27 protein-coding genes and 3 tRNA genes are annotated in these 26,758 nt (G+C 57.8%); 6 read left to right on the top strand and 24 right to left on the bottom strand.

From position 1 onward, the window contains the following. Position 1: 1 nt before the first annotated feature. Positions 2-89: transfer RNA gene (locus tag KT71_RS09150), tRNA-Ser, on the bottom strand. A 104-nt stretch (positions 90-193) separates the two neighbouring features. On the opposite strand from KT71_RS09150, the gene KT71_RS09145 reads away from it, so the two are divergent. Further along, positions 194-1,753 (top strand): M20/M25/M40 family metallo-hydrolase, encoded by a 1,560-nt coding sequence (locus tag KT71_RS09145; RefSeq protein WP_008295701.1) that lies wholly within the window; start codon positions 194-196, stop codon positions 1,751-1,753. Positions 1,754-1,766: 13 nt separating this feature from the next. On the opposite strand, the gene KT71_RS09140 is transcribed toward KT71_RS09145, so the two are convergent. From KT71_RS09140 to KT71_RS09125, 4 genes are all read right to left on the bottom strand, one after another. Beyond that, positions 1,767-2,546 (bottom strand): SDR family NAD(P)-dependent oxidoreductase, encoded by a 780-nt coding sequence (locus KT71_RS09140; protein ID WP_008295702.1) that lies wholly within the window; start codon positions 2,544-2,546, stop codon positions 1,767-1,769. Positions 2,547-2,611: 65 nt separating this feature from the next. Further along, on the bottom strand, positions 2,612-3,430 hold the full coding sequence (queF, locus tag KT71_RS09135; protein WP_008295703.1) for an NADPH-dependent 7-cyano-7-deazaguanine reductase QueF: 819 nt from the start codon (positions 3,428-3,430) through the stop codon (positions 2,612-2,614). A gap of 6 nt (positions 3,431-3,436) precedes the next feature. After that, a complete protein-coding gene (locus KT71_RS09130) occupies positions 3,437-4,210 on the bottom strand; it encodes an ABC transporter permease (RefSeq protein WP_008295704.1) in 774 nt (257 codons plus the stop codon). Next, entirely contained in the window at positions 4,207-5,145 is a 939-nt protein-coding gene (locus tag KT71_RS09125; protein ID WP_023659511.1) for an ABC transporter ATP-binding protein, read from the bottom strand. Before KT71_RS09125 ends, KT71_RS09130 begins: the two co-directional genes overlap by 4 nt. A gap of 143 nt (positions 5,146-5,288) precedes the next feature. Between KT71_RS09125 and KT71_RS19685 the strand changes: the two genes are divergently transcribed. The 3 genes from KT71_RS19685 to KT71_RS09110 all read left to right on the top strand — a co-directional run bounded on the left by KT71_RS19685 (position 5,289) and on the right by KT71_RS09110 (position 5,993). Further along, complete coding sequence (locus KT71_RS19685) at positions 5,289-5,669, top strand: PA2817 family protein (RefSeq protein ID WP_008295706.1); 381 nt, start codon at positions 5,289-5,291, stop codon at positions 5,667-5,669. Positions 5,670-5,827: 158 nt separating this feature from the next. After that, positions 5,828-5,903: transfer RNA gene (locus KT71_RS09115), tRNA-Glu, on the top strand. 14 nt (positions 5,904-5,917) lie between these two features. Beyond that, positions 5,918-5,993: transfer RNA gene (locus KT71_RS09110), tRNA-Gly, on the top strand. 100 nt (positions 5,994-6,093) lie between these two features. Here KT71_RS09110 and KT71_RS09105 read toward each other — a convergent pair. From KT71_RS09105 to KT71_RS09085, 5 genes are all read right to left on the bottom strand, one after another. Then, positions 6,094-7,272 carry a 4-phosphoerythronate dehydrogenase gene (locus KT71_RS09105; RefSeq protein ID WP_008295707.1) on the bottom strand — a complete coding sequence of 393 codons (1,179 nt, stop codon included), beginning with the start codon at positions 7,270-7,272 and terminating at the stop codon, positions 6,094-6,096. Continuing rightward, complete coding sequence (locus tag KT71_RS09100; RefSeq protein WP_008295708.1) at positions 7,269-7,835, bottom strand: elongation factor P hydroxylase; 567 nt, start codon at positions 7,833-7,835, stop codon at positions 7,269-7,271. The genes KT71_RS09105 and KT71_RS09100 overlap by 4 nt, the downstream gene beginning before the upstream one ends. After that, positions 7,801-8,040 carry a sulfurtransferase TusA gene (gene tusA / locus KT71_RS09095; protein WP_008295709.1) on the bottom strand — a complete coding sequence of 80 codons (240 nt, stop codon included), beginning with the start codon at positions 8,038-8,040 and terminating at the stop codon, positions 7,801-7,803. Before tusA ends, KT71_RS09100 begins: the two co-directional genes overlap by 35 nt. 76 nt (positions 8,041-8,116) lie before the next feature. Then, positions 8,117-8,347, bottom strand: coding sequence for a YheU family protein (locus KT71_RS09090; protein WP_008295710.1), 231 nt, complete (start codon positions 8,345-8,347; stop codon positions 8,117-8,119). A gap of 25 nt (positions 8,348-8,372) precedes the next feature. Next, positions 8,373-9,188 carry a class I SAM-dependent methyltransferase gene (locus KT71_RS09085; protein WP_023659510.1) on the bottom strand — a complete coding sequence of 272 codons (816 nt, stop codon included), beginning with the start codon at positions 9,186-9,188 and terminating at the stop codon, positions 8,373-8,375. Positions 9,189-9,262: 74 nt separating this feature from the next. Between KT71_RS09085 and KT71_RS09080 the strand changes: the two genes are divergently transcribed. After that, positions 9,263-9,781, top strand: coding sequence for a glycine cleavage system transcriptional repressor (locus KT71_RS09080; RefSeq protein ID WP_023659509.1), 519 nt, complete (start codon positions 9,263-9,265; stop codon positions 9,779-9,781). A 43-nt stretch (positions 9,782-9,824) separates the two neighbouring features. Here the strand turns inward: KT71_RS09080 and KT71_RS09075 are convergent, their stop codons facing one another. The 3 genes from KT71_RS09075 to prmB all read right to left on the bottom strand — a co-directional run bounded on the left by KT71_RS09075 (position 9,825) and on the right by prmB (position 12,210). Continuing rightward, on the bottom strand, positions 9,825-10,040 hold the full coding sequence (locus tag KT71_RS09075) for a hypothetical protein (RefSeq protein ID WP_023659508.1): 216 nt from the start codon (positions 10,038-10,040) through the stop codon (positions 9,825-9,827). Further along, entirely contained in the window at positions 10,037-11,143 is a 1,107-nt protein-coding gene (gene aroC, locus KT71_RS09070) for a chorismate synthase (protein ID WP_023659507.1), read from the bottom strand. Before aroC ends, KT71_RS09075 begins: the two co-directional genes overlap by 4 nt. 101 nt (positions 11,144-11,244) lie before the next feature. Next, a complete protein-coding gene (gene prmB, locus KT71_RS09065; RefSeq protein WP_008295715.1) occupies positions 11,245-12,210 on the bottom strand; it encodes a 50S ribosomal protein L3 N(5)-glutamine methyltransferase in 966 nt (321 codons plus the stop codon). 34 nt (positions 12,211-12,244) lie between these two features. On the opposite strand from prmB, the gene folE reads away from it, so the two are divergent. After that, positions 12,245-12,793 (top strand): GTP cyclohydrolase I FolE, encoded by a 549-nt coding sequence (gene folE, locus KT71_RS09060; RefSeq protein WP_008295716.1) that lies wholly within the window; start codon positions 12,245-12,247, stop codon positions 12,791-12,793. 72 nt (positions 12,794-12,865) lie between these two features. Here folE and KT71_RS09055 read toward each other — a convergent pair whose 3' ends face one another. The 11 genes from KT71_RS09055 to sdhC form a co-directional block, all read right to left on the bottom strand. After that, positions 12,866-13,318, bottom strand: a complete 453-nt coding sequence (locus KT71_RS09055; RefSeq protein WP_008295717.1) for a DUF4892 domain-containing protein — start codon at positions 13,316-13,318, stop codon at positions 12,866-12,868. A 150-nt stretch (positions 13,319-13,468) separates the two neighbouring features. Further along, positions 13,469-15,391, bottom strand: a complete 1,923-nt coding sequence (gene htpG / locus KT71_RS09050; RefSeq protein ID WP_023659505.1) for a molecular chaperone HtpG — start codon at positions 15,389-15,391, stop codon at positions 13,469-13,471. A gap of 153 nt (positions 15,392-15,544) precedes the next feature. Then, positions 15,545-16,417: a succinate--CoA ligase subunit alpha gene (gene sucD / locus KT71_RS09045; RefSeq protein ID WP_008295719.1), complete on the bottom strand. Its 873-nt coding sequence runs from the start codon at positions 16,415-16,417 to the stop codon at positions 15,545-15,547. Beyond that, positions 16,417-17,586: an ADP-forming succinate--CoA ligase subunit beta gene (sucC, locus tag KT71_RS09040; RefSeq protein ID WP_008295720.1), complete on the bottom strand. Its 1,170-nt coding sequence runs from the start codon at positions 17,584-17,586 to the stop codon at positions 16,417-16,419. Before sucC ends, sucD begins: the two co-directional genes overlap by 1 nt. A gap of 97 nt (positions 17,587-17,683) precedes the next feature. After that, positions 17,684-19,120 (bottom strand): dihydrolipoyl dehydrogenase, encoded by a 1,437-nt coding sequence (gene lpdA, locus KT71_RS09035; RefSeq protein WP_008295721.1) that lies wholly within the window; start codon positions 19,118-19,120, stop codon positions 17,684-17,686. Between the two features lie 42 nt (positions 19,121-19,162). Then, complete coding sequence (gene odhB, locus KT71_RS09030) at positions 19,163-20,383, bottom strand: 2-oxoglutarate dehydrogenase complex dihydrolipoyllysine-residue succinyltransferase (protein WP_008295722.1); 1,221 nt, start codon at positions 20,381-20,383, stop codon at positions 19,163-19,165. Positions 20,384-20,406: 23 nt separating this feature from the next. Further along, the gene (locus tag KT71_RS09025) at positions 20,407-23,262 is read right to left on the bottom strand and encodes a 2-oxoglutarate dehydrogenase E1 component (protein ID WP_008295723.1); all 2,856 of its coding nucleotides are present in this window, start codon (positions 23,260-23,262) and stop codon (positions 20,407-20,409) included. A gap of 206 nt (positions 23,263-23,468) precedes the next feature. Further along, a complete protein-coding gene (locus tag KT71_RS09020) occupies positions 23,469-24,176 on the bottom strand; it encodes a succinate dehydrogenase iron-sulfur subunit (protein ID WP_008295724.1) in 708 nt (235 codons plus the stop codon). Positions 24,177-24,211: 35 nt separating this feature from the next. Further along, positions 24,212-25,975, bottom strand: a complete 1,764-nt coding sequence (sdhA, locus tag KT71_RS09015) for a succinate dehydrogenase flavoprotein subunit (protein WP_023659504.1) — start codon at positions 25,973-25,975, stop codon at positions 24,212-24,214. Positions 25,976-26,013: 38 nt separating this feature from the next. Next, a complete protein-coding gene (sdhD, locus tag KT71_RS09010; protein WP_023659503.1) occupies positions 26,014-26,373 on the bottom strand; it encodes a succinate dehydrogenase, hydrophobic membrane anchor protein in 360 nt (119 codons plus the stop codon). Next, a complete protein-coding gene (gene sdhC / locus KT71_RS09005) occupies positions 26,367-26,741 on the bottom strand; it encodes a succinate dehydrogenase, cytochrome b556 subunit (protein ID WP_008295728.1) in 375 nt (124 codons plus the stop codon). Before sdhC ends, sdhD begins: the two co-directional genes overlap by 7 nt. Positions 26,742-26,758: the final 17 nt, after the last annotated feature.

Genomic DNA, 26,758 nt, shown 5'->3' with positions numbered 1-26,758 from the left:
GTGGCGGAGAAGGAGGGATTCGAACCCTCGAACGGTTGCCCGTTACACACTTTCCAGGCGTGCGCCTTCGACCACTCGGCCACCTCTCCGTAAGGGCGCGAATCATACATAAACCGGCTGCCCTTCGCCAGACGCCATTGTCGGTAATTACACAGGCGTAGTATCGTGGGTTTTAATCCGGATATTGAGAAACATGATGCTTAAACGCCTGAAAAACACCGCCCTCCTTCTAACCGCGACCTCTCTGCCCTTCACGCTTTTTTCTTCTCAGTTACCGGCCGCAACCGCTGCAGACACAGCGGGCGCGCTCAAAGCCGCGGTAAACCAGCATATTGCTGACCATGGTGGCGAGATCCTCGGGGATTTCCGCGAACTCCTCGCCATGCCCAATGTGTCAACCTCGCTCCCGGATATGCAGAAGAACGCCCAATGGATAAGCCGCTATATTGGTGAGCGGGGATTTTCTTCGCGCATCGTCCGCGCCGGCGGAGCGCCCTACATTCTTGCCGAGCGCAAGACCCCCGGCGCGACCCGAACGGTTCTCATCTACGCGCACTTTGACGGTCAGCCGGTAGAGCCTGCGGACTGGAAAACGCCTCCCTTTGAACCCACGCTCAAAGATGCTGCTGCCACCCTCGACTGGGAAAAGGCCCTAAAGCAAGGCATCGATCCTGAGTGGCGCGTCTACGCGCGTTCCGCCGGGGACGATAAAGCGCCAGTGATTGCGCTGATGCATGCCATCGATGCCATGGACGCGGCCGGCCTTGAAGCCAGCGTCAATGTAAAACTCATCCTCGATGGAGAGGAAGAATTTGGCAGCCCCACCGTCGAACAAATCCTCGAAGAACACGCCGATGAGCTCAGCGCGGACATACTGCTGTTCTGCGACGGCCCGATGCATCAGAGCGGACTTCGCCAGCTGGTCTTTGGCGTACGGGGGGATATCGGCGTCAATCTAACGCTCTACGGGCCTTCACGCCCCCTCCACTCGGGCCACTACGGTAATTGGGCACCCCACCCCACGGACGCGCTGATGCGCCTCCTGGCCACCATGAAGGACATGGATGGCAATATTCAAGTCGCGGGTTATCTCGACGAAGTTACACCGGTGAGCGAGGCGGAGCAGGTCGCTATCGCCGCCATACCCTCCGTGGATGCGCAGCTACAGGATGAATTGGCGCTGGGCAGGGTCGAGGGTGCCGGGGAGCGTATCGAAATGACCATCATGCGACCGGCCATCAATATTGTGGGGTTTCAGGCCGGCGGTGTTGATGATCAGGCGCGCAATATCATTCTTTCCAAGGCGCGGGCCTCCCTGGATCTACGGTTAGTGCCCGCACAAACGATAGATCACGTAAAGCAAACCCTGGAGGAGCATTTCAAGAGCCAGGGATTTTACGTCACTTATGAGGAACCAAGCGAAGAGGTGCTGCGAAACAACCCGGGAGTGATAAAAGTCGACTGGACGGAGGGTTACCCCGCGTATCGCAGTGATCTGAATGGCGAGGCGGCCAGGAAGTTAACGGCAATCCTCACTAAGTATGATGGTGAAAAGCCGCTCATCTCGCCCACCCTCGGCGGCAGCCTGCCCATCCATCTCTTCGATCAGGCCCTGGATATGCCCATCGTGCTCCTACCCATTGCCAACCATGACAACAACCAACATGGCCGTGACGAGAACATGCGTGTTGGTAATCTGTTCTCTGCGATAGGCGTCTATGCAGCGGTGTTAGAGGGCTTTGGACGCAACTAGCTAAAAGCCGCAGCTAGCCGCTCTTTTCCATCGTTTTTCGGGACAGCCACAGCACGCTTTTTCGAGGTACAAAGGGCAGGAGCCCCTTTAGGAATACGCTAATCTTGGGATCATTTATCGCAAGCAGCTCACCTTTATCCATCGCGCGATAACCGCACTCGGCAACAGAGCGAGCATCCGCGCCCAGTTCAAAGCCCTTAACGCCGCCCAAATCTGCTGCCTCCTGAAACTCGGTGATCACCGGGCCGGGGCATAAAACGGTCACGGTGACGCCTGTGCCCTCGAGCTCGTTAGCCATCGCTTGAGAAAATGAGTTCACGTAGGCCTTACTCGCGTAATACACGGCCTGCAAGGGTCCCGGGAGAAAGCCAGCCGTTGACCCCACGTTGAGGATTTTCCCCTCTCCCCGGTCGACCATGCCTTGGACAAAGTAGTAGCTCAGCTCCGTGAGAGCGACCATGTTGAGCTGCATCATGCGCTGGTCGCGCTCAAGACCACTCTCATGGAACTTCCCGTGGCCGCCAAAACCGGCATTGTTCATCAACACATCGACGGAAACGCCAAGCGCGTCCACGTCTGCCATGAGCTTCCTGGCTGCCCCTGGTTTCGCAAGGTCGGCGGCAATTACCTGTACTTGCACCCCATGCTCTGCTCTGAGCTCTTTAGCGATTTCCTCAAGACGCTGTTTGCGCCGTGCTACAAGAATGAGGTCACCGCCCTTTGCGGCGTGGACTCTCGCCAACTCTTCGCCGATGCCGGCAGACGCGCCGGTAATCAAAGCCGTGTTCTTCATAGGGCTCAATCCTTTTCTAAGATGCGGGAATGAAAGGCCGCTCGGGGCGCTGGCGCCCGCTGTATCTATTGCCGGTTTAAGCGATATCGCGGTGCCGGCTGATGCTCGGAGCAGCGCCAGGGGCTGATATCCAGACCCCCGCGTCGTGTGTATAAGGCATGCACCGACAAATAATCCGGCTGCAGTCGATCCAGTATATCGGTGTAGATACGCTCCACACACTGCTCGTGAAACTCCTGATGATTGCGATAGGCCAGGAGGTAACGGAGTAACCCCGGACTCTCCGGCGCCACGCCACGGGTCTCGACGACCACCGTGGCCCAATCGGGCTGTGCAGTCACCGGGCACAGGGAACGCATGAGGTGCGTATAGAGCAGCCCGTCACCGGCCACGCCCGTGAGTAGGACCGGATCGGCGGCATCTGGCACGGTGACCTCAAGATCATCCAGGCAGCTACCGGGAAGATCCTCTCCGCGAAATGCGGGATCTTCCGGACTGCCAAGAGTCAGGGAGACCGGCGCACCGGCAACTTCCGAGAGATCTCTGACAATGGTTTGCCGCGCCGCCTCAGCAGAGGTGAATCGGTGATTGTTCAGGGAGTTGAGATACAGCTTGAGGGACTTGGACTCAATGAGATTCGCCGACGTGGCGGGAATCGCAAAGGTCCCGACAAACGCCTGGGGCATGCCGGCAGCGCTAAGCCAACTCAGCTCATAGGCATGCCAGATATCCTCGCCAAAACCCTGAAAGCGCTGCTCAGGCAGGCTCGCTCTTGCGTTAGAACGGGGTACGGGGAACAGAAGCGAAGGATCATATTGCTCACTGCCGACGACCTGCTGACCCAGCAACGGCCCTTTGTCATGGGTGAGTGCATCACCGCTCACAAGGCTTTACTGCCGCAAACGCGTACCGCTGTTAAGCAGGTACATGCTGTAGGTGAACGCCGCCACGGTAAAACCACCGAGCATGGCAAAGGCAAAGCCCACGCTCACATCGGCAACGCCCAGGACGCCGTAGCGGAAAGCGTTAACTACATACACCAGAGGATTCAGTTTGGAGACCCCGGCCCAAAAATCCGGCAGCAGATCCAGGGAATAAAACACCCCCCCGAGGTAGATCAAAGGCGTCAACACAAAGGTCGGAATGATAGAGATGTCATCAAAACTGTTGGCAAAAACGGCGTTGATAAAGCCCGCCAGGGCAAACAACAGCGAGGTCAATGCCACACCCGCAATCACCACGGCAAAGCTATGTATCGGCAGACGGGTAAAAAACATCGCGACGGTGGTAACGATGGCAGCAACCAGCAAGCCTCGAATAACCCCTCCGCTGACGAAGCCCAGGAGGATCACATAGTTGGGCGTCGGCGAAACCAGCAATTCCTCTACGCTGTGATTGAACTTGGCACCGAAGAAGGACGAGACCACATTCGAATAGGAATTGGTCACAATGGCCATCATGATCAATCCCGGCACCACAAACTCCATGTAACTGAAGCCACCCATTTCACCGATGCGCGAGCCGATCAGCGAGCCGAAGATCACAAAATACAGGCTCATGGTAATGGCTGATGGCAGCAGGGTCTGGGGCCAGATGCGTAGAAAGCGTCGAATCTCCTTACGGAGAATAGTTTTGAAGGCGATGATCTTTTCCTGGGTATTCACGCGGCGTCCTCCAGGAGATTCACAAACATCTCCTCCAGGCGATTAGCGCGGTTTCTCAGGCTTGTCACATTCACGCCGGCCTCGTTGAGCGCGATAAAGACATCGTTCAGGTGCTGGCCCTTCTCGACTTCGATCTCCAGGGTAAAGTCATCCACATGGCGAAATTCAAACTTTTCGATACTCAGGGTGTCGGGAAGTTTATCTGCACTGTCTACGATAAAAACTTCGCGTTGCAGTCGCCGGAGCAAATCTTTGATGGAGGTGTTTTCCACGATCGCACCGTGATTGATGATGGCGATATTGCGACAGAGCGCCTCGGCCTCCTCGAGATAATGGGTGGTGAGAATAATCGTCGTGCCGTTGGCGTTAAGCTTCTGGAGGAATTCCCACATACCCCGCCGCATCTCAATATCAACCCCCGCGGTGGGTTCATCAAGGATCAGGAGCTTGGGTTCGTGTACCAGAGCCCGGGCAATCATCAGTCTGCGCTTCATACCACCGGAGAGCATGCGACCCGATACGTCGCGCTTGTCCCACAGACCCAGTTCGCGCAGGTATTTTTCTGCACGCTCACAGGCCAATGCCCGTGGCAGGCCATAAAAACCGGCCTGATTGGTAACAATGTCGAAAACCTTTTCGAACATGTTGAAATTAAATTCCTGGGGAACAATGCCGATGAACTTCTTCGCCGTAGGAAAATCCAAGTCAATATCGACACCGTGAACCGACACCTTCCCCGCGCTTTTACTCACGAGGGAACAAACGATACCAATGGTCGTGGATTTACCGGCGCCGTTAGGACCCAGCAGTGCAAAGAAGTCGCCCTGCTGCACCTCCAGGCTGATCCCTTTCAAGGCCTGAAAGCCGTTGTCGTAGGATTTTTCAAGACCGTCAATTTTTAAAGCCGGGGTGCTCCCGGCGTTGGACTCTGGCATCCTGCCCTCATTAATCAAGTGAATGTGAACCTGTCGTCGGCAAACATGGTCAAAAATGACCTTTGTTGCAACGGCGTGGCGGTTCGATGGCAATAACTTAAGACTACACATTGTAAACGCAACGGGGACAGCGAGAAACGCTAATGAACGACACGGAATTCCATGCTGAGCAAATGGCACTCCTCGAGGCCTTTAATCAGCGCCTCCAGGACTACGCAGCAGCGCCCGAGGGTGCAACGCTGGTAGAACTGGCACAACAATTTGACGCCCTTTGCGCCAACCCGGAGACCATCATGGACGATGCGCCAGCCCTGGTTTATCGATTGCTTACCATTGCGCCGCAGTTTACCGAGGCATTCCCCCGGGACTTACTGTGGTATCTGGGACAGGAGTGCCTGCACTTTATGCCTGACGAGGAGATCGAGATGTTTACCCGCCTTGACGAGCAACGTCGCGCGGCTCTGGGCGAGGGAGTAGAATTCAACTGGCTCGAAGCCCGCGCCGCTGAAAAAGGCCTCCAATAGCCGAATCCGCCTCCTTTTGAGCCCGAAAAATGTCGAAAAACACACATTCACCGACCACCTACCCTGAACGTCCACAAATGCTGGAACAGATGCGCCTTTTTGCTTGACGATTATGGGCTCTCTCCATACAATGCGCGCCTCCTGACGAGGAGCACCACGTCCCCTTCGTCTAGTGGCCTAGGACACCGCCCTTTCACGGCGGTAACAGGGGTTCGAACCCCCTAGGGGACGCCATTTTCTCAGGAAGTGCGGGAATAGCTCAGTTGGTAGAGCGCAACCTTGCCAAGGTTGAGGTCGCCAGTTCGAACCTGGTTTCCCGCTCCAAATTTCAAAGACCAATCATCCGATTGGTCTTTTTTTTTGTCCTTTAGAACCGTAATCGCTTTGTTAATACGAGAAGTGGGTGCCTCGGACAGCTTGACGGCTAAACCAAAGAAACGCCAAACGCTTGGGCGATGCGTCGGTTCTCGGACGCAATTTCGCCGCCTGACATCGGCAGCTGGGAGCCCCGCAGCTCGGCACGCTTTCGATAGCCGCGTCGCAGGGCGTCAAATCCAGCAGCTCTCTCGGGGAGCGGAAGCCTCACAAGATCTCTGAACAGCTCATCATCTGTCCGGATTGTGTACCGCTGTTGCAACAGCGCCAGTGCAAAATCACAGCCGCGCCCCTGCACCGGCAACAGCTCTCCAGCTCCCCCACCAGTGGACCCTAGGGGTGTATCGACAAGACCCCTGGCAAGGATTTGCTCGTACAGCATTTTCGTCGCCTGCCACTTAGCATCCCAGCTGTACCCCGCGATGTGAGCCGTGGCGATTTTAAGCGTCGGCGAATCAAGAAGTGTCCAGTCGCTGTCGGGCTCCCCTTCCCACACGTCGAGCACGCAATTCACGGGGTCCGGCCCGCGCAGATGCTCGAGCAAGGCCTGGTTATCGATCGCGGGCCCCCGCGCCGCATTGATGAGCCATTGGCTGCTGTTGAGACACGCCAGGGCCGCCTTGCCGATAAGATGATGACTGGGCCAGGGCTCTTCCTTGTGCAAGGAGCAATGCAGGGTGATTACCCGACAGGCAAGCACATCATCCAGCGATGCCCAGCTCTCCACGTTCTCCCCGTTCTGCCCGTTCTCCCCTTCCACAGCCCCTTCACGGGACTCCCGCCAGGGATCGTAGACTTTGACCACCCAACCCAGGCTTTTTGCCACGGTGACCAGAAGACTACCCACGGCTCCGCACCCCACCACACCCAGGGGCTCACCGCGCTCCAGACACTCCCAGGGTTCCCGAAGCTCGGCGAGCGCTGCAAGAACATACTCCACCACGGAATTGGCGTTTGCACCCGGGGCCGCCGAAAAGCTGATGCCCCGGGCTTTGAGAGCCTCTTGATCTATGTGCTCAAAACCGGCGGTCGCCGTTCCCACAAAGCTGAGTTGGCTGTCTTGAACCAGTGCTTTGCTCACCTGGGTCACGGATCGAACCCAGAGCACGTCAATGCCCTCCAGATCGGCGGTTGCGATGCGGCGTCCCGGGATGGTTTGGATATGCATCCGGTCCCGGGGCAAGCGCTCCAGCCCCACCATGTTCTCGTCAGCGAGAACGTTGATCAACGGAGATCCGCCTCAGTCAATCGGAGTGATTCTGCCTTGGGACAGGCGCCGCTTAGAGCCCTCAGAGCCTCAAAAAAACACTGCGCACGAAGGGGCAGGCCCCCTTGGGAGAAAGATCGGGCTTCCTCAAGGACGGCCGCTGCAAACGTTCTGGTCATCTCTGGATCGTTTGGCGCATCGAGATTATCGAGACTGAGGCGAAAAGTGACACCGGCAGCGCAGGCAAAAAACCACTCCAGGGCCTGGGGTCTGGCTTCCGCCTGGAGAAACTTCGCCTGAGCCTCGCCGCTACGCCCATCGGGGTTGTACCAATAACCATAATCGAGCTGCTGACGACGCGCGGGACCCGCAATACACCAATGGGCAACCTCATGGAGGGCCGAGGATGCGTAGTCGTCGCGGAAGTGGATCTGCGCTGGCGCATCGCCATGGGCGGGCTCATACAGGGGTTCGGCAGCGCCACCCTTGAGGCAGGTTTTGTACTTCTCGAAAAACTGGGCATTGAAGATCGAGGCGATCTCCTCTGCGTCAAGACCCCTTGACGAGGGTATAGCGGAATTCATCGTCCTGCTCTTCGCTGTGTTCAAGCTCATGCCCTAGAAAGCGGCAAAACTGGGGGATATCGCGCTGGGTCGTTGGATCGGTGGCGAGCACCAGCAACCTCTCTCCCGCAGCCAGTTCGGCTACCGCCTTGTGCAGAAGCATCACCGGCTCGGGACAGTTAAGTCCCCGCGCATCGAGGGTGGCAACAGCGTTCTCAGCATTCATTCCCGGATAACCCTCTCGGATTCAAATAGGACAAAACAAGACAAGGTGGAGATACACTGAGAAAAAACAATAGCCATCAGGGCTCTGCCGCGCCGTTCAAGAGGCGCTGGGCGTCGTCCGCCGGCAGGATATCCCACTGTTCTGAATCCACATCAAACAGCAGCTGGATCTTTCCGGCGCGAAGCTGTGTTAGGAGCCGCTTCACGCGCTCCTCCAGGGCCGTTTCATTGAAACCGTAATCCGTGCCGTCCCGACTGGCGAACTCCTCGAGGAGCCCATGAAGCTGCTCCTCAGGGACACGTTCCATTGGGACTATGACAAACTCCGCCAAGTTAACTGGCCGATTTCACGAACTTCAATGTCATGCGGTCGCTTTCACCAATCGCCCTGTGCGCTTCGCGATTCTCCTCAGCGGTATTAAGAGAGGGCGGAAGTTCCCAGACACCGTCCTCATAATCGCCCCTATCCTTGGGATTCGCATTCACTTCCGAACGACCATCCAGCTCAAAACCCACGCTTCGCGCGGCTGCGATAATGTAATCCTCGCTCACATAACCCGTGGCTTTCATCCGCTCGGGATCACGGCCATCCTTGGCGCGATGCTGAACCACGCCAAACACACCACCGGGCTTCAGCGCATCGTAGGCAACCAACAGCGTATTCGCGAGGGTATCTGCACGCATCCAGCTGTGCACGTTGCGAAAGGCAAGCACCATATCCGCCGTGCCCGCGGGAGCAATGACCACGGAGTCAGCGGGACCCAGGGTCGTAACGGTGACATTGCCATAGGTGTCGTTGTCCTTGCCCAGCTTTTGCAGGTACCCACCCAGGGAACGTCGGGAGTAGGCGCCGCCGTTAGGACTGTTGTGAGCAGCGTAATAGCTGCCCGCATCGTGGAGCAGAGGAGCGAGCACTTCCGTATACCAACCTCCGCCCGGTGACAGCTCAACAACCGTCATGTCCTCCTTGAGGCCAAAAAACTCCAGCGTTTCACGGGGATGTCGAAACTCGTCCCGCGCTTTGTTTTTTTCACTACGATGTTCACCGTTGAGTGCCTTATCCCAATCAAGGGCCGCCGTAGCCGGCGCCGACATCAGAATGGCGGGCGCGAGAACCAGACCAGAAACAAGTGCCATGACCTTTTGCACAGATAAACTCCTTCGATGAATGAAACCACGGGTTAATATACGCCCTGAAAGAAACAAAGTGGAGCACCCTCCCTGTGACGACTCGCGTTTTGATCAGTTTTTTTTGTGACGACAGGCCCGGCGTTATTGAGCAGCTCAGCGCGCTTATCAACCAGCATGGCGGCAACTGGCTGGACTCCCAACTGAGCCGCCTCGGGGGACGCTTTGCGGGAGTGCTTCAGGCCCAATTACCCGAAGACCAACAGGAAGCCCTTGGTGATGCTCTCAGCCGCCTTGAGGCTGACGGCATTATCTGCAGCCTCACCGATGCCGGGGCTGCCCCCCAGGAGTCCCTGGCGACTCAGCGCCTGACCCTGCTCGGACCCGATCGTCCGGGAATCGTCCGAGAACTGACCCGTGCCCTCAGGATGGCCGGCTTCAACATCCGCTCCATGGAAACAAGTGTTGAGACGGCGCCCATGAGCGGTGAGCCATTATTCCGCGCTGAAGCCTGCATAGAGCTGCACAGTGACAGTCGACTTGATGAACTCGAATGGCAGCTAGATGCCATGGCAGACAGCATGACCCTGGAAATAGACCTCATTCCCGATTGACCGACGCTATAAAGATTTAGCGGTCCTACGCGGGGCGCCCCGCTTAACGCTTGCGGCGAAGCATTCCCAGGATGATACCCACTACCGCGGCGAGGCCGATGAGCAGCAGCAGGGCCGCCATAAGAACCAGGAACTGCGCCAGCAAACTGTTGAGTCCGAGACCCAGCTGGGAAGACGCCGCCCACAGCAGCACCCCGAGCGCGGCAACCCCTAAAAATATTGTGCGCGCCAGAGACCGACGCCAGAACGGAAACTTCACGGGCTCTCGGGTGCCTCAGCGGGCAGTACCGGCGTGGGCGATTCCACATCACCGTTCTGGGCACGGTTGCGCAGAAAATGATCCATGAGAACCAGCGCCAGCATGGCTTCGGCGATGGGCGTCGCCCGAATACCGACGCAGGGATCGTGACGCCCCGTCGTCACAACCTCAATGGGCTCGCCTGCATGGTTTATGCTGGCGCCGGGCTGACGGATGCTCGAGGTGGGCTTCAGCGCCATGCTGACGGTAATGTCCTGCCCACTGCTGATACCCCCGAGAACGCCGCCTGCGTTGTTACTCAGAAAGCCCTCGGGCGTCATCAGGTCCCGATGCTCGCTGCCGCGCTGCACAACGCTGTCGAAACCCGCACCGATCTCCACGGCCTTGACGGCGTTAATACTCATCATGGCCGAGGCAATATCGGCATCCAGGCGATCAAATATCGGCTCCCCGAGCCCGGGGGGCACACCCTCGGCAACCACGTTGATACGGGCACCAATGGAATCGCCGCTTTTATTCAGCGCCGCCATATAGGCTTCCATTTCGGGAATCTTGTCAGGGTCGGGACAGAAAAAGGGATTGGTCTCCACGCAATCCCAATCCAGCACCTCCGCCGCAATGGGACCAAGCTGCTGAAGGTAGCCGCGAATACGCATGCCCTGCCCCGCGAGAAACTTCTTGGCAATGGCGCCCGCCGCAACGCGCATGGCGGTCTCTCGCGCGGAAGAGCGGCCGCCACCGCGGTAGTCCCGAACGCCAAACTTGTGCATATAGCTGTAATCGGCATGAGCCGGACGGATTCGATCGGCGATGTCGGCGTAATCGCGGCTGCGTTGGTCCTGGTTTTCGATGAGGAGACCAATGGGCGTACCGGTAGTGACGCCCTCAAAAACCCCGGACAGGATGCGTACCTCGTCGGCCTCTCTCCGTTGTGTGGTGAAGCGCGAGGTTCCGGGCTTGCGTCGATCGAGATCCGGCTGCATATCTCCGCTGTCCAGGGCGAGCCCCGGCGGACAGCCATCCACAATGGCGCCCAGAGCCGGCCCATGACTCTCGCCAAAAGTCGTCACGGTAAACAGAGTGCCGAAGGTATTACCTGCCATGGAAAAGTCCGGATTCACTAAAAAGACGCGATTATACGCGTTGTGAGACGCCCTGCAGAGCGCGGCACAGTGCTACGAGAGAGAATCAGGGCAAGGATTGGTCAGGGACGCGCGGCGAGACTGCGGGCGATCTCTGGCACTTCATCTGCGCGCAAAACGAGCACACCATGCCCGCCCTCGCTGAATTCAATCCAGGTGAGGGGCAGCCCGGCAAGCTCGCTGTCCAGGGCCTCCCAGGAGTTGCCCACCTCCAGAAAAAGCAAGCCCCGGGGCGTGAGATAGTCCCCTACATTCCTCAAAAGACGACGGCTAATATCCAGACCGTCGCTGCCGGAGCCCAAAGCCAGGGGCGGCTCCGCCAGAAACTCCGCCGGCATTGCGGCAAGATCCTCTGCGTCGACGTAAGGTGGGTTGCAGAGAATAATGTCGAAGCGCGAGCCCTGAAGATCATCGAGAAGATCCGACTGCGCAGCGGACACGCGCGCCGCGACCTTATGGAGCCCAATGTTCTCCCTTGCAAGCGTCAGGGCCGCCTCATCGATATCGGCGATCACCACCTCAAGATTGGGCTGGTGCACAGCAGCGGCTATGCCTATGCAACCACCGCCACAGCATAGATCGAGGAGAGACTGCGGTGACTCCCCCGTCCACCAGGGCGCGTAATTATTGCGAATCAGCTCTGCCAGAGGTGACCGCGGGACCAGGGCTCGCTCGTCACATAAAAACTCCAGCCCCGCGAACCAGGCACGGCCCGTGACATAGGGCAGAGGCTTGCGCTCGAGGATACGCTCCTGCAACCAGGCCAGGGTGGTAGCCCAGCCATCGTCGCTCACGGACGCGGACAGTACTTCATCACCGGAATCCAGGGGCAGCCCCAGGGCACTGAGCAGTAAAAAGACCCCTTCGTCCCAGGCACTGTCACTGCCGTGCCCAAAGAACAGATCGGCTTTTTCCAGGGCGCCATGGGTTTGATCCAGTGCGTCCCGGACGCTCCCGGGAGTATCTCTATCGAGTCCGTAAGCTTCGAGAAAACCCGCGTTGCCGCTACCTGAGGAGGTTGCTACCATCTTTCTTCTTCCTCAAATTCGAGTATCAAACGTCATGGAATCCCATTGGGCGGGCATTATCACCGGTATTGGTGAGGACCTCGAGCGTCCGGGTCTCAAAGACACTCCCAAACGCGCGGCTAAAGCCTTCGAATTTCTCACCCGAGGCTACCATCAAAATGTCGAAGACGTCGTCAACGACGCGCTTTTTCCCTCGGACAGCAACGAAATGGTGGTCGTTCAAAACATTGAGATGTATTCAATGTGTGAGCACCATATGCTGCCCTTCATCGGTAAATGCCACGTTGCCTACATCCCTACGGGCAAGGTAATCGGTCTCTCGAAGATTGCGCGACTCGTCGACATGTATGCGCGCCGTCTCCAGATTCAGGAATCGCTCACCATGCAAGTCGCTGAAACCATTCTGGATGTGACGGAGGCTGCGGGTGTGGGCGTCATCGTGGAAGCCCAGCACATGTGCATGATGATGCGCGGCGTGGAGAAGCAGAACTCGATGATGAAGACCTCTGCCATGCTGGGCAGCTTCCGCAGCGATCAGAAAACCAGAGATGAGTTTTTGTCGCTGCTCCAGCTCCATCAATGAACGAACGTATGCCACGATCGGGAGCGATAGAGAAGGGTCTGAAAGCTTAAAACGCGGCGCTGGGAGAAAGCCCTAGGGCGTAATCTTAAGCGCCTCGGCGTGAAGGTACTGGCGGTCGCTGCTGCGGGCCGACCCATAGATTAAAACCCGGTAGCTCGCGCCGTCATGCTCCAGGGCGTAAACGCGATAACGCTGAGACGATTCAGTGCCGTAAAGGAGGCGCTCTCCAAAGATTTTATTGGCCCACTGAACGCTGCTGCCACAGGCTCTTGCCTCGCAGCGAAACTGCAGATTCGCGCCGTCGTTATCCGCCAGGCGATCGTCAAGCTCCTGAACCATCTCCTCGGAGGTGTAGCCGTCAAGAACACGCCAGGTGACGCTCTCAAGAGATCCCGTCAGGCGCTCCCGGTCCCGCGGAGCCCACACCCCGCGCACCTTCTCGATAGCCCCCAGGGGGATAAGATGGTCTCTTACCCCCTTACCGGCTTCCCGGTCGATCTCCTGAAGATGAACGTATTCGCTCATGCTCGCAAAATAAGCACTGGGAGGCAGGGCCTCGGCGACCGCACAGGACGCGCCGAGGACGAAACAAAGAAAAGCTGATGTAGGTAAGTGCATGGCTAGACTATAGCAACCATTGCGTCCCGGAGGCGTCGCAATGGCTGCTTTAGCGCATTACGCGTTACTTAACTGCAGAAGAAGCTTGTTCAATCGCTCGACGTAGGCCGCCGGGTCGTCGAGCTGCCCCCCCTCTGCCAGATTAGCCTGATCGAAGATAATCTTCGCCAGATCGGCGAAACGGTCTTCATCGGTTTCGGCATCCAGGCGATTGATCAGGGAGTGCGTGGGATTGATCTCCAGAATCGGCTTGGATTCCGGCACTGGCTGACCCGCTGCCTCCATAATACGCCGCATCTGCGCGCCCATGTCCTGCTCGCCCACCACCAGACAGGCGGGGGAATTCGTCAGGCGTGTGGTAACCCGAACTTCCTCCACATCGTCGCCGATCACCGATTTCAGGCGTTCAATAAGGCCTTCGCTATCCTTCTCCGCTGCTTCCCGGACCTGCTTTTCTTCCTCGCTCTCATCGTCGAGATCCAGCCGTCCTCGGGCCACATCCTGCAATTGCTTGCCGTCGAACTCCTGGAGGTGGTTCATCAACCAATCATCAACGCGGTCTGAGAGAAGCAGAACTTCGATGCCTCGCTTACGGAAAACCTCCAGCTGAGGGCTGCGTTTCGCGGTGTTGAAATTTTCTGCAACGACGTAGTAGATCTTGTCCTGCCCCTCCTGCATGCGTTCAACATAGCTCTTGAGAGACTGGTCCTGGGTTTCCTCGTCCGTGTGGGTGCTGCTAAAACGCAGAAGGTCGGCGATCTTGTCCTTATTACCCATGTCCTCGGCAGGGCCTTCTTTTAAGACCTGGCCAAACTCTTTCCAGAAGGTCGCGTACTTTTCGGGCTCGTTTTTCGCCATCTTCGAGAGCATGTCCAGCACGCGCTTACTCAGAGCACTGCGCAGGGCGTCCACGGTCTTATCCTGCTGAAGAATTTCCCGGGATACGTTCAGGGAGAGGTCGTTAGAATCAAGAACACCCTTAACGAAGCGCAGATACATGGGTAGGAACTGCTCAGCATCGTCCATAATGAAGGTGCGCTGAACGTAGAGCTTTACGCCGCGGTTGGCGTCGCGGTTCCAGAGATCAAAAGGCGCCCGCGCGGGGATATACAGCAGGCTGGTGTATTCAAGCTTGCCTTCAACCCGGTTGTGGCTCCAGCTCAGGGGGTCTTCAAAATCGTGGGAGACGTGCTTGTAGAAAGCGCCGTACTCTTCATCGGTCACTTCGCTGCGACTACGCGTCCACAGTGCCGTTGCCTCATTGACCGCTTTGTACTCCGGTGCTGCCGCTTCGGACTGTTCATCGTCCGCGTCGTCCCCTGCGGGCAGCGGCGCTTCTTTCATAAGCACCGGCACGGAAATATGGTCCGAGTACTTCTTGATAACACTGCGCACCCGCCAGTCATCGGCGAAGTCTTTGCAGTCTTCGCGGAGATACAGAGTGATACTCGTTCCGCGAGCCTCTTTATCCTGCGCCTCGATGGTGAATTCCGCCTCGCCCTGGGATTCCCAAAGCACACCCTCACTAGCGTCAGCGCCTGCCTTCCGAGTGTGTACTGCGACGCGGTCCGCCACAATAAAGGAAGAATAGAACCCCACGCCGAACTGACCGATGAGCTGGGAATCTTTCTGTTGATCACCGGAAAGCTGCTCAAGGAATGCCGCGGTGCCGGACTTGGCAATCGTGCCGAGATTGTCGATCACCTCATCCCGGCTCATGCCTATGCCGTTGTCACTAATGGTGACCGTTCCCGCCTCCTTATCCACGTCAACCCGCACCGAGTAATCACTGTCGCCTTCCAATAGAGCATCGTCAGACAGCGCGGCAAAGCGCAGCTTATCAACGGCATCCGAGGCGTTGGAAATCAGCTCACGAAGAAAGATTTCTTTGTTGGAGTAGAGGGAGTGAATCATCAGCTGCAGCAGCTGCCGCGCTTCAGTCTGGAACCCCAGGGTCTCTTTATTCATTTGTGCAGTCATAGTGTCCTCTAACAATCAGCAGGGGAATGAAGCTATGGCTGGGATATGGGGGTTCCTGGCCCCAATTCAAGGCCTGAACACCGCCCGGGAGACAAAAATCAGGCACAAAAAAACCCGCCATCGCTGGCGGGTTTGTTCCGAGCCGGGCTGTATTTACCAGCCGGTGATTTCGGACAATCCCGAGCCGATGTCTGCGAGGGATCGCACGGTCTTCACACCGGCATCCTCAAGAGCCGCAAACTTCTCGTCGGCCGTGCCCTTACCACCGGAAATAATCGCTCCCGCATGGCCCATACGCTTGCCCTTGGGGGCTGTCACGCCGGCTATGTAGGAAACCACAGGCTTGGAAACATTTGCCTTAATATAGGCGGCCGCTTCTTCTTCGGCGGTGCCACCGATCTCACCAATCATCACGATGGCTTCCGTCGCAGGGTCTGCCTCGAACATGGCAAGAATATCGATGAAGTTAGAACCGGGGATGGGATCACCGCCAATACCCACACAGGTTGACTGACCAAAGCCTGCGTCGGAGGTTTGCTTCACCGCCTCATAGGTCAGGGTGCCCGACCGGGACACGATACCGACTTTGCCCGGTAAGTGGATGTGTCCGGGCATAATGCCGATCTTGCACTCCCCCGGTGTGATAACGCCGGGGCAGTTCGGACCCACGAGACGCACGCCCAGCTCATCACACTTCACCTTGGCTTCGAGCATGTCGAGGGTAGGAATCCCTTCGGTAATACAAACCACCAGCTTGATGCCACCGTTTGCCGCCTCAAGGATGGAATCCTTACAAAACGGCGCCGGTACGTAAATAACCGATGCTTCAGCACCCGTCGCTGCGACGGCTTCGGATACCGTGTTAAACACGGGGAGGCCCAGATGCTCCTGCCCGCCTTTACCCGGGGTGACGCCACCGACCATTTTGGTGCCGTACTCAATCGCCTGCTCAGAGTGAAAGGTGCCCTGAGAGCCCGTAAAACCCTGACAGATGACCTTGGTGTCCTTGTTAATCAGGATACTCATCAGGCGTTCCCTCCCGCTGCTTTCACTGCCTGTTGCGCGGCGTCCGTAAGACTGGTCGCCGCAATGATGTTCAAACCGCTGTCCGCCAGCACCTTGCGGCCCAGCTCTGCATTGTTGCCCTCAAGGCGAACAACCACGGGGACCTCAACGCCTATTTCCTCAACGGCGCCGATAACGCCCTCGGCAATGAGATCACAGCGTACGATGCCGCCGAAGATATTAATGAGTACCGCCTTTACCTTGTCGTCGGACAGAATGATCTTGAAGGCCTCGGAGACGCGCTCTTTGGTGGCACCGCCACCCACATCCAGGAAGTTGGCCGGATCGCCGCCGTGGAGCTTGACGATATCCATGGTTCCCATGGCAAGGCCTGCGCCGTTGACCATGCAGCCTATGTTGCCGTCCAGAGCTACGTAGTTGAGCTCCCATTGTGCGGCATGAGACTCGCGCTCATCTTCCTGGGAGGGATCGTGCATCTCCCGAAGCTCAGCCTGGCGATACAGCGCATTACCATCGACACCAATCTTGGCGTCGAGACAATGAAGGTTTCCTTCCGTGGTGATGACCAGGGGGTTGATCTCGATAAGTGCCAGATCTTTTTCCTGGAACATTTTGGCCAGGCCCAGGAAGATTTTTACAAACTGCTTGATCTGCTCGCCCTTCAGTCCCAGATTAAAAGCCAATTCACGGCCCTGATAGGGCTGAGCACCGTTGAGGGGATCAATCACCGCGCGGAGGATTTTCTCCGGTGTTTCTTCGGCAACCTTCTCAATCTCCACACCGCCTTCCGTAGAAGCCATGAACACGATGCGCCGGGACGAGCGATCCACCACTGCACCGAGGTAAAGCTCATCGGCAATATCCGTGCAGGATTCAACGAGAATTTTTGACACGGGCTGACCGTTGGCGTCGGTCTGATAGGTGACAAGATTCTTGCCCAGCCAGTGGCTGGTGAACTCGGCAATTTCGTCTTTGGTCTTTACGAGCTTGACGCCCCCGGCCTTGCCTCGACCTCCGGCATGTACCTGGGCCTTGACCACCCACATATCGCCGCCGATGAGATCTGCGGCCTCGACCGCCGCCTGAGGAGAGTCAACCGCGTGACCCGTGGAAACCGGCAAGCCATACTCGGCAAAGAGACGCTTACCCTGGTATTCATGAAGATTCATGTGAAGTCCCGTTAGTGTTCAAGGAAACAAATGCGCCGCGGACCCCTTGTCCACAGCGCGTCTGATGACACCCCGGCGAGCCGGGATACCAAATCTTTTAGCGGCGTTTTCGGTTTGCGACGTGAATGGCATGACCATCCACAGCCAACGCTGCCTCGTGTACCGCTTCGGAAAGCGTCGGATGGCCAAAGACCATCAGAGCGAGATCCTCGGTGCTGGAGCCGAACTCCATCGCGATCAATACCTGCTGTGTCAGATCCGCTGCCGAGGGGCCGACAATATGGCAACCCAGGATGCGATCGGTCTCAGCATGGGAAATAATCTTGACCAGACCCTCGGAGTCATTGGCGGCCAGAGCCCGGCCCGATGCCGCAAAAGGGAAGGTGCCGGCTTTGTAAGGTACGCCGTCGGATTTCAGTTCCTGCTCCGTGCGGCCCACCGCCGCGATCTCGGGGTGGGTATAGATGATTGACGGAATGCAATCGTAATTCACCTGGGCGGGCTTGCCCGCTATGCGCTCCGCGACCATGACGCCCTCTTCCGAGCCCTTGTGCGCGAGCATGGGGCCACGTACCACGTCACCCACCGCGTAGACATTGGGCGCTTCCGTCGCACACTGGTCATTGACGAAAATAAAGCCGCGCTCATCCAGGGTCACGCCCGAGTCGTCCGCCAGGAGATCCACGGTGCGTGGACGCCGACCGACGGACACAATCAGTTTGTCAAAAATCTCCGTGTGTCCACCCTCGGGCGAGTCGTAGCGCACGTGAACCTTGCCGTCTTTTACCGTAGCGTCAGTAACGCGAGAGCTGAGACGAATATCCAGCTTCTGCTTCTTAAAGATTTTTGCGGCTTCCTTGGCGATCTGACTATCCATCATGGCGAGGAACTCATCCAGAGCCTCCAGAAGGATCACCTCGGAACCGAGACGACCCCACACGCTGCCAAGCTCAAGACCGATAACCCCCGCGCCGATAACCCCTAGTCGCTCAGGCACCTCGGTGAACTCAAGGGCACCGGTTGAGTCGACGATGTATTCGTTGTCGACGGTGGCCGGGGGAATTTTCACAGGCTCTGAACCCGCGGCGATGATCACGTTATCTGCTTCTACGGTAGATACCGTGCCGTCCGCCGCCATGACTTCCACGTTGGCTCCCGCGAGTACTTTGCCGCGACCCTGAATCACCGTAACGCCGTTGTGTTTGAACAGACCGCCGATACCGCCAGTTAGCTGACTAACGATTTTATTCTTGCGCTCCAGCATCGCGGCCACGTCGATGGTGGGGTTCTCTACACCAATACCGTGCACGGACAAGGTGTCCCTGGCGTCATGAAACTTCTGACTCGAATCGAGCAATGCCTTGGAGGGAATACACCCGACATTCAGGCAGGTGCCACCCAGGGTTGCACCACCCTTATCGTCCGTCCATTCCTCGACGACCGCGGTGCTGAGTCCCAGCTGTGCGGCGCGAATCGCCGCCACGTAGCCCGCAGGACCGGAACCAATAACTACCACATCAAACTTATCTGCCATCGTGAAATCCCCGTCTGGCTGATTAAAAGGGTCTGCCCCTGTTTAGAGTTGCAGGAGAATCCGCGCGGGATCCTCAATAAGATCTTTCACCGCCACGAGATACTGTACGGCGGTCTTACCATCGATAAGCCGGTGATCGTAGGACAGCGCAAGATACATCATGGGCAATACAACCACTTCGCCATCGACCACCATGGGCCGTTCCTGAATCTTGTGCATACCCAGGATACCGGTCTGGGGTGGATTCAGGATCGGTGTGCTCAGGAGTGATCCGAATACGCCACCATTGGTCACGGTGAAGGTGCCGCCGGTCATATCGTCAATCGTCAGCTTGTTGGCCTTTGCCCGCGTGCCCAGATCGACGATCGCTGCCTCTACATCCGCAAGGCTCATAAAGTCCGCATCACGCAATACAGGAACCACGAGACCGCCATCGGTTGATACCGCAACACCGATATCCTGGTAACCGTGGTAAACCACATCGTTACCGTCGATGGAGGCGTTTACCGCCGGGTAACGCTTCAGGGCTTCGCAGGCTGCTTTGACAAAAAAGCCCATAAAGCCCAGGCGGGTGCCGTTGTGGGTTTTCTCGAACTGATCCTTGTACTTTTTACGCAGGGCCATCACCGGCGCCATATTGACTTCGTTGAAGGTGGTCAACATGGCCGTGGAAGTTGTGGCCTCGAGGAGACGCTCAGCAATCCTTGCGCGCATGCGGGTCATGGGTACGCGCTTTTCGACGCGCTCACCCGATGGACCACTGGGAACATCCACAACCGCTGCGCTTTCTTTGGCAGCGGGAGCGGCTGCAGGCGCGGGACGGTCTTTGATAAAGGACGTAACATCCTCTTTAGTAATACGCCCGCCCTTGCCCGTACCGGTAATCTGCGCCGGATCGAGCTTGTGCTCCTCGATCATCTGTCTCGCTGCCGGTCCCATCTCTCCACTGCTATCGCCGGATTCTGACGCTGCCGCTGGAGCCGCCGCCTCAGTGCTTGCACTATCCGGGGCCGCCGCAGCGACGGCGCCCTCCTCGAGATCTGCCAGCAGTGCTTCGCTCTCAATGGTCTCGCCCACCCCGGCATGAATCTTTTTGATCACACCGTCAGCCGGGGCAACCACCTCCATCACCACCTTGTCGGTCTCAATCTCGACAATGAGCTCATCGCGCTTTACTGACTCGCCCTCCTCCTTGTGCCAGGCAGCGACCTCGCCATCGGCGACGGACTCTGGAAATGCGGGAGCTTTGATTTGGATAGCCATGTGTTTTCCTTGTGAAGAAGCTATTAGGCGTTAGCGCTACCGAGCGTCAGGGCCTGGTTGATAAAGGCCTCTTGCTGCTCGAGGTGAAGGGCCATGTAGCCCGCGGCGGGCGCGGCAGATGCTTCCCGCCCCGCGTAACCGAGATAAACATGGTTGTAGAGCGACGCGAATACGCGACGCATGTGATGCTGGCTCGAGTACCAGGCCCCCTGGTTCATGGGTTCTTCCTGACACCAGACCGCATCTTTCAGATTGGGATAAGCACTGAGCACCTGGAGCATCTCCGCCTCCGGGAAGGGATACAGCTGCTCCAGTCGGATGAGGGCGATATTGTCGATGCCCCGTTCCCGTCGCGCAGCGCGCAGATCGTAGAACACCTTGCCCGAGCACAACACGACGCGCTCCACTGCTGATTTATCGAGATCATCGGTCTCATCAAGGACGTTGTAGAAACGGCCGTTGGCAAGATCTTCAAGGGTCGAGGTCGCTTCCTTGTGTCGCAGCAGGCTCTTCGGTGACATGACCACGAGGGGCTTACGTAGAGGCCGGATCGCCTGGCGGCGCAGCATGTGGAACACCTGCGCGGGTGTTGTAGGCACGCAGACCTGGATATTGTGCTCGGCGCAGAGCTGCATAAAACGCTCGAGACGCGCGGAACTGTGCTCCGGTCCCTGCCCCTCATAGCCGTGGGGCAGCAGCATGGTGAGTCCGCAGAGGCGGCTCCACTTGTGCTCTCCACTGGTGATGAACTGGTCGATCACCACCTGCGCGCCGTTGGCAAAGTCACCAAACTGCGCTTCCCAGATCACCAGCCCCGTGGGCGACGTGGTGGAGTAACCGTACTCAAAGGCCAGCACCGCTTCCTCGGACAGCAGGGAATCATGAATGACGAAGTCCGCCTGATCGTCCTTGACGTGCTGCAGGGGCACATAGGTCGCCTCCTCACGCTGGTTATGCAGTACCGCGTGGCGGTGGGAGAAGGTTCCCCGGCCAACATCCTGCCCCGTAAGGCGCACCGGATACCCTGCTTCCAGCAAAGACGCGTAGGCCAGAGTTTCAGCAAACCCCCAATTGAGTGGCAAGGCGCCGGCCGCCATCTTGCGGCGGTCTTCTAGAATCTTCGCTACCTGCCGTTGCAAGGGAAAACCATCAGGTGACTGATTGGTGTGCTGCGCCAGGGTCTGCAGATGATGGAGATCCATGCCCGTATCACAATGCAGCGTCCACTCGTGTCCGAGATAAGGCGTCCAATCCACAAAGAGCTCTGCGTTCGGCTCGTTGACCAGACTGGAAACCAGAGGCTCGTTGCGATCGAGAGAGCCACGATACCCCTCTACCAGCGCCTGATCTTCCGTCTCCGTGAGCACCCCGGCCTCGATGAGGCGGCGCGCATAGATGTCCCGGGTGGTGGGGTGCTTGCGGATGGCCTCGTACATCAGAGGCTGAGTCACCGCCGGCTCATCAGCTTCGTTGTGGCCGCGACGGCGATAACAGACAAGATCGATCACCACGTCCCGCTTGAACTCATTGCGGTAGTCAATGGCCATCTGCGTGACAAACAGCACGGCTTCAGGGTCATCGGCGTTCACGTGAAAAATCGGGGCCTGCACCATCTTCGCGACATCGGTACAGTATTCCGTGGAACGGGAGTCCTCGCGCAAGCTGGTGGTAAAGCCCACCTGGTTATTGAGCACGATGTGTACCGTACCCCCGGTCTTGTAGGCGCGGGTCTGGGACATCTGGAAGGTCTCCATGACCACGCCCTGACCGGCAAAGGCAGCGTCGCCGTGGAGCACGATGGGCCACACGCTGTGACCATCGGGATCATCCCGACGGTCCTGACGGGCTCTCACGGAGCCTTCGACGACAGGCGACACAATCTCCAGGTGCGAGGGGTTGAAAGCCAGGGCCAGGTGGACCTCGCCTCCCGGTGTCATCATGTTGGAGGAGAACCCCTGGTGGTACTTCACATCACCGGAGCTCTCGTAGGTAGCCCGTCCCTCAAATTCCGCAAACAGCTCCGAGGGGTTCTTACCCAGAATATTGACCAGAACATTGAGGCGACCGCGGTGCGCCATGCCGATCACGATTTCCTTGGCGCCGTAACCACCGATGCGCTGCATCATTTCGGCCAGCATGGGGATAAGGCTCTCCCCCCCCTCAAGGCCAAAACGCTTGGTGCCTGGAAACTTCGAGCCCAGGGACTTTTCGAGCCCGTCGGCTTTGATGAGACGCCGGAGTATCTGCCGCTGCACCTCGGGGCCAAAATCCGGTGCCGAACGCACAGACTCCATGCGGGACATGATCCACTGACGCTGTTCCGTATCGACAATGTGCATGAACTCTGCACCCACGGTATGGCAGTAGGTGCGCTCCAGGGCGTCAATGATGTCTTTGAGTGTTGATCCGCTGCCACCCATCTTGAGGGTGCCCACCTGAAAACTGGTGTCCAGATCCGCGATGGACAGTTCGTGGAAGCTGAGTTCCAGATCGGGAATACGCTCCCGTTGGGCTAAGCCCAGGGGATCGAGCTGCGCCTTCTGATGGCCCCGCTGGCGGTAAGCGGAGATGAGCGCCAGAACCTTGACCTGCTTGCGCTCATACTGCGTCGCCTGACTGTCATGGGCGACGGTGGCTTCCGTGCGAACACGCATCTTGCTGATGCGGGCAAAGCGCTCGCGCACGGCGCTGTGGGGAACGTCATCAATGAGCGAAGTTTTGCTCTCGACGCGAGGTAGCTTGTCGAAGTAATCACGCCATTGCTCGGGTACGGCGTTCGGGTCGATGAGATAGCTTTCGTAAAGATCTTCAACGTAGGTGGCATTACCACCGGCGATGTGCGAGCTGCGACGAAACAGCTCCATAGAGTTTTCTTGCATTCTGCCCCCTAGACGAACAACACACGCGTGTTACGACGACAACCGTGTGTGCCGGGGCAAGTGATTTCCGCGGTCCCCCCGGCCCCGCGGGCGCGTCCCGTGTCCGGGTCGCGCAGTTGTGCAATTATGCCAGCAATGGGGATGCTCTAGAAGGTGTAAAGCTAAGAAATGGGCGGACTTTTCGCGAAAAATCCGCCCATAGGGGCCTAGGCAGCCTGTTTGAGCAACATGCTGCGAATATGGCCGATGGCACGCGTGGGATTCAGGCCCTTGGGGCACACGTTCACGCAGTTCTGGATACCGTGGCAGCGGAAAACGCTGAAGGGGTCATCGAGACGGGACAGGCGCTCATCGGTCGCCGTATCCCGGCTGTCCGCCAGAAAACGATAGGACTGCAGGAGACCGGCGGGGCCGATGAATCGATCGGGATTCCACCAGAAGGACGGGCAGCTCGTGGAGCAGCAGGCGCAGAGAATACACTCGTACAGCCCATCCAGCTTGGCGCGATCTTCCGGAGACTGCAGTCGCTCAATGGCCGGTGCCGGCGTATCGTTCTGCAGATAGGGCTGCACCTTTTCGTACTGGGTGTAGAACATGCTCATGTCTACCACCAGGTCGCGAATCACGGGTAATCCCGGAAGCGGCCTGATCACCAGCTTGTTGTTCTTTACCGTCTCTGACAGGGGGGTTATGCACGCCAGCCCGTTCTTGCCGTTCATGTTCAGCCCGTCGGAGCCACAGACCCCTTCCCGGCAGGATCGGCGGTAGGTGACGGATGCGTCCTGCTGTGCCTTGATGTCTTCGAGCACATCAAGAACCATCACATCCTTACCGCCGGTATCGACTTCAAAAGTCTGCATGGACGGCTCTGCGTCCTGCTCCGGGTTGTAGCGATATACACTGACCTGCAACATGCAAATAACTCCGTTTCGTTCGTTCCCCGAAAGGATCAATAGCTACGAGCCATGGGCTCCATCTTGTCCATGATCTTCGGCGCAAAATTCACGTCGCGCTTGCCCAGGCTCTTATCGCCGGGGAAATAGACCGAATGGCACAACCAGTTTTCGTCATCCCGCTCCTGGTAGTCTTCACGGGCATGAGCGCCGCGACTTTCCGTGCGCTGCTCTGCCGACACGGCAGTGGCCTCAGCGACCTCAAACAGATTCTGGAGCTCAAGGGCCTCAATTCTTGCGGTATTAAAAGCCTGGGTCTTATCAGCGACGCCCACCGCCTCGATTCGGGGCCTCAGCGCCTCGAGAAGCTTGATACCCTCTCGCATGAAATCGCCTTTGCGGAATACGCCAAAATGATTCTGCATAACGTTCTGGAGCTCTTTTCGCAGTCCGGCGACGTTTTCGTCCGCCGGCGCCGCGTCGAGCTTGGTCAAACGCTGATTTGCTTCCTCAATATCTGAAGGCAGGGCATCTCTGGCCTCGATGCCCGAGCGCAGGGACTCCTCGATAAACAGACCCGCGGCCCGTCCGAAGACCACGAGATCCAGCAGGGAATTGCCGCCGAGACGGTTCGCGCCGTGTACAGACACGCAGGCGGCTTCGCCACAGGCGTAGAGGCCTGGAATCACCTGATCGTTACCCTGGGCATCAATGGTCAGCGCCTGACCGTTAACATTGGTGGGAATACCGCCCATCATGTAATGACAGGTGGGCACCACCGGAATGGGTTCTTTCACGGGATCCGCGTGGGCAAAAGTGCGCGACAGCTCAAGGATGCCGGGCAGGCGGCTCTCGAGCACCTCTTCACCAAGGTGATCCAGCTTAAGGAACACATGATCCGCTTCGGGGCCGCAACCGCGGCCTTCCAGAATCTCAAGGACCATCGAGCGCGCCACGACGTCACGCCCGGCGAGGTCCTTGGCGTTGGGCGCATAGCGCTCCATAAACCGCTCGCCATCCTTATTGATGAGGTATCCACCCTCACCGCGACAGCCCTCGGTAACCAGGGTGCCGGCACCGTAAATGCCCGTGGGATGGAACTGCCACATTTCCATGTCCTGCATGGGAAAGCCCGCCCGTAACGCCATACCAATACCGTCACCGGTATTAATGTGGGCATTCGTCGTTGATGCGTAAATGCGTCCGGCGCCGCCGGTGGCAAACACCGTGGCCTTGGATTTCACATAGACCACTTCACCGGTCTCGATGCAGATGGCAATAACGCCTACTACGACGCCATCCTGGTTTTTCACCAGATCCGTGGCGAACCACTCGTTAAAGAACACCGTTTTGTTCTTGACGTTGTTCTGATAGAGCGTATGCAGCAGGGCGTGGCCCGTGCGATCGGCCGCGGCGCAGGTACGGGCGGCTTGACCACCCTTACCGAAATCCTTGGACTGACCACCGAAAGGCCGCTGGTAAATTCGCCCCTCTTCCGTTCGGGAAAACGGCAGGCCCATGTGCTCCAGCTCGTAGATCGCTTCAGGGCCCACGGAAGTCATGTATTCGATAGCATCCTGATCCCCGATGTAATCAGACCCCTTGACCGTGTCATACATATGCCAGCGCCAGTCATCCTGGGGATCCGCGCTGGCAATGGCACAGGTGATACCGCCCTGGGCTGATACGGTGTGAGACCGCGTAGGAAACACCTTGCTGATTACCGCGGTTTTGTAGCCCGACTGGGCCAGCTGCAGCGCAGCGCGCATTCCCGCGCCGCCGCCACCAACTATTACACCGTCAAAAGAAATTGTGCGCATTCGTTTTCAAGCTCCTGTTACAGGACTTTTTAACCGACTCAGGCCCAGACTATCTGGACACCCCAAATCACAAAAACCACCAGCGAGAGCGAGGTCAACAGCTGCAGGCCGATTCGTAAAACATTACCCCGGGAGCCCATAAGCCGCTCAGTGAGGTAATCCGTAAACACTCCCCACATGCCAATCCAGGCATGGGCTGCAAGCGACAGGATCGCCAGCATGGTGAATATCTTCATCCAGGTCTGGGAAAACAGTGCCGACCACTCGGCGTAACTGATGCCCGCTGCCAGTTTCACACCAACCAGAGCAAAGAACGCCAGAAGGATAACGGCAGTGACACGCTGCACCAACCAATCGGACAAACCCGAACGGGAAAGACTTGTAACCGCAGTTACCATAAGACGACTCCTATCAGTACGGCGCTAATCGCCGTGAGAGCGAACACCAGACGCGCACCCAGCACGCCCCCGTCCATGGACTCACCGACGCCAAAATCCATGATGAGGTGCTTCACACCCGCAAAGCTGTGGTAGAGCAACGCCGTAGCGATGCCCCAGATGACGAACTTCAGCAAGGGGCTGCCAAAAAGCTCTCCGAGGCGCGCGTAGCTCTCGGGCCCCGCAAGGCTGAGGTCCAGCGCCCACAGCAGGAGGAAAGAAGCCACGACCATAATCACGCCGGACACCCGGTGGAGGATCGACGCGTAGGCGGTGATGGGTAATCGGATGGTGCCGATATCGAGATTGACCGGACGATTGTCTTTCACAGACGGACAGCTCCTGA

Origin of the sequence: Congregibacter litoralis KT71 (assembly GCF_000153125.2) — a bacterium.
Taxonomy (GTDB): Bacteria; Pseudomonadota; Gammaproteobacteria; order Pseudomonadales; family Halieaceae; genus Congregibacter; species Congregibacter litoralis.
The sequence above is the reverse complement of the archived record's forward strand: the minus strand, read 5'-3'. Positions and strand labels throughout refer to the sequence as shown.

Excerpts from the sequence above, each read along its gene's own strand:
- prmB (WP_008295715.1), bottom strand. The coding sequence starts at position 12,210 with ATGGTAGCAACCTCCTCAGGTAGCGGCAACGCGGGTTTTCTCGAAGCT.
- KT71_RS09140 (WP_008295702.1), bottom strand. The coding sequence starts at position 2,546 with ATGAAGAACACGGCTTTGATTACCGGCGCGTCTGCCGGCATCGGCGAA.
- odhB (WP_008295722.1), bottom strand. The coding sequence starts at position 20,383 with ATGGCTATCCAAATCAAAGCTCCCGCATTTCCAGAGTCCGTCGCCGAT.
- KT71_RS09100 (WP_008295708.1), bottom strand. The coding sequence starts at position 7,835 with ATGAATTCCGCTATACCCTCGTCAAGGGGTCTTGACGCAGAGGAGATC.
- sdhD (WP_023659503.1), bottom strand. The coding sequence starts at position 26,373 with ATGGTAACTGCGGTTACAAGTCTTTCCCGTTCGGGTTTGTCCGATTGG.
- KT71_RS09025 (WP_008295723.1), bottom strand. The coding sequence starts at position 23,262 with ATGCAAGAAAACTCTATGGAGCTGTTTCGTCGCAGCTCGCACATCGCC.
- sucC (WP_008295720.1), bottom strand. The coding sequence starts at position 17,586 with ATGAATCTTCATGAATACCAGGGTAAGCGTCTCTTTGCCGAGTATGGC.
- KT71_RS09020 (WP_008295724.1), bottom strand. The coding sequence starts at position 24,176 with ATGTTGCAGGTCAGTGTATATCGCTACAACCCGGAGCAGGACGCAGAG.
- folE (WP_008295716.1), top strand. The coding sequence starts at position 12,245 with ATGGAATCCCATTGGGCGGGCATTATCACCGGTATTGGTGAGGACCTC.
- htpG (WP_023659505.1), bottom strand. The coding sequence starts at position 15,391 with ATGACTGCACAAATGAATAAAGAGACCCTGGGGTTCCAGACTGAAGCG.
- sucD (WP_008295719.1), bottom strand. The coding sequence starts at position 16,417 with ATGAGTATCCTGATTAACAAGGACACCAAGGTCATCTGTCAGGGTTTT.
- aroC (WP_023659507.1), bottom strand. The coding sequence starts at position 11,143 with ATGGCAGGTAATACCTTCGGCACTCTGTTTACCGTGACGACTTTTGGC.
- sdhA (WP_023659504.1), bottom strand. The coding sequence starts at position 25,975 with ATGCGCACAATTTCTTTTGACGGTGTAATAGTTGGTGGCGGCGGCGCG.
- KT71_RS09145 (WP_008295701.1), top strand. The coding sequence starts at position 194 with ATGATGCTTAAACGCCTGAAAAACACCGCCCTCCTTCTAACCGCGACC.
- KT71_RS09055 (WP_008295717.1), bottom strand. The coding sequence starts at position 13,318 with ATGAGCGAATACGTTCATCTTCAGGAGATCGACCGGGAAGCCGGTAAG.
- KT71_RS19685 (WP_008295706.1), top strand. The coding sequence starts at position 5,289 with ATGAACGACACGGAATTCCATGCTGAGCAAATGGCACTCCTCGAGGCC.
- lpdA (WP_008295721.1), bottom strand. The coding sequence starts at position 19,120 with ATGGCAGATAAGTTTGATGTGGTAGTTATTGGTTCCGGTCCTGCGGGC.
- tusA (WP_008295709.1), bottom strand. The coding sequence starts at position 8,040 with ATGAATGCTGAGAACGCTGTTGCCACCCTCGATGCGCGGGGACTTAAC.
- KT71_RS09090 (WP_008295710.1), bottom strand. The coding sequence starts at position 8,347 with ATGGAACGTGTCCCTGAGGAGCAGCTTCATGGGCTCCTCGAGGAGTTC.
- KT71_RS09125 (WP_023659511.1), bottom strand. The coding sequence starts at position 5,145 with ATGCCAGAGTCCAACGCCGGGAGCACCCCGGCTTTAAAAATTGACGGT.